At 65.2% G+C, this 230-nt stretch carries 1 protein-coding gene; it reads right to left on the bottom strand.

The window, feature by feature from the left end:
- Nucleotides 1-230: HNH endonuclease signature motif containing protein (locus tag B1964_RS29605; RefSeq protein WP_139765979.1), on the bottom strand; the 230-nt coding region annotated here is incomplete at both ends.

Here is a 230-nt window from a genome sequence, read left to right as displayed (position 1 = left end):
GGCACCCACTCGGCGAGGTGTTTGCGTTGATGATCTGCCCGACACAGCGGGATCAGATCACCGAGCACCGTCCACCCTCCGGCCTCGGGGTCGGTGTGGTTGAAGGGTCGCCAATGATCGAGGTCGCACAGGTGTGAGGGCATGCCGCAGTAGGGGTATCGGCACCAGGGGTCGTTGGCCAGCACCTCAGCGCGCAAGGTGGCGCTGGGTGCATAGGTCAATGCCCCAGG

Origin of the sequence: Gordonia sp. i37 (assembly GCF_002043085.1) — a bacterium.
Classification (GTDB): Bacteria; Actinomycetota; Actinomycetes; order Mycobacteriales; family Mycobacteriaceae; genus Gordonia; species Gordonia polyisoprenivorans.
The sequence above is the reverse complement of the archived record's forward strand: the minus strand, read 5'-3'. Positions and strand labels throughout refer to the sequence as shown.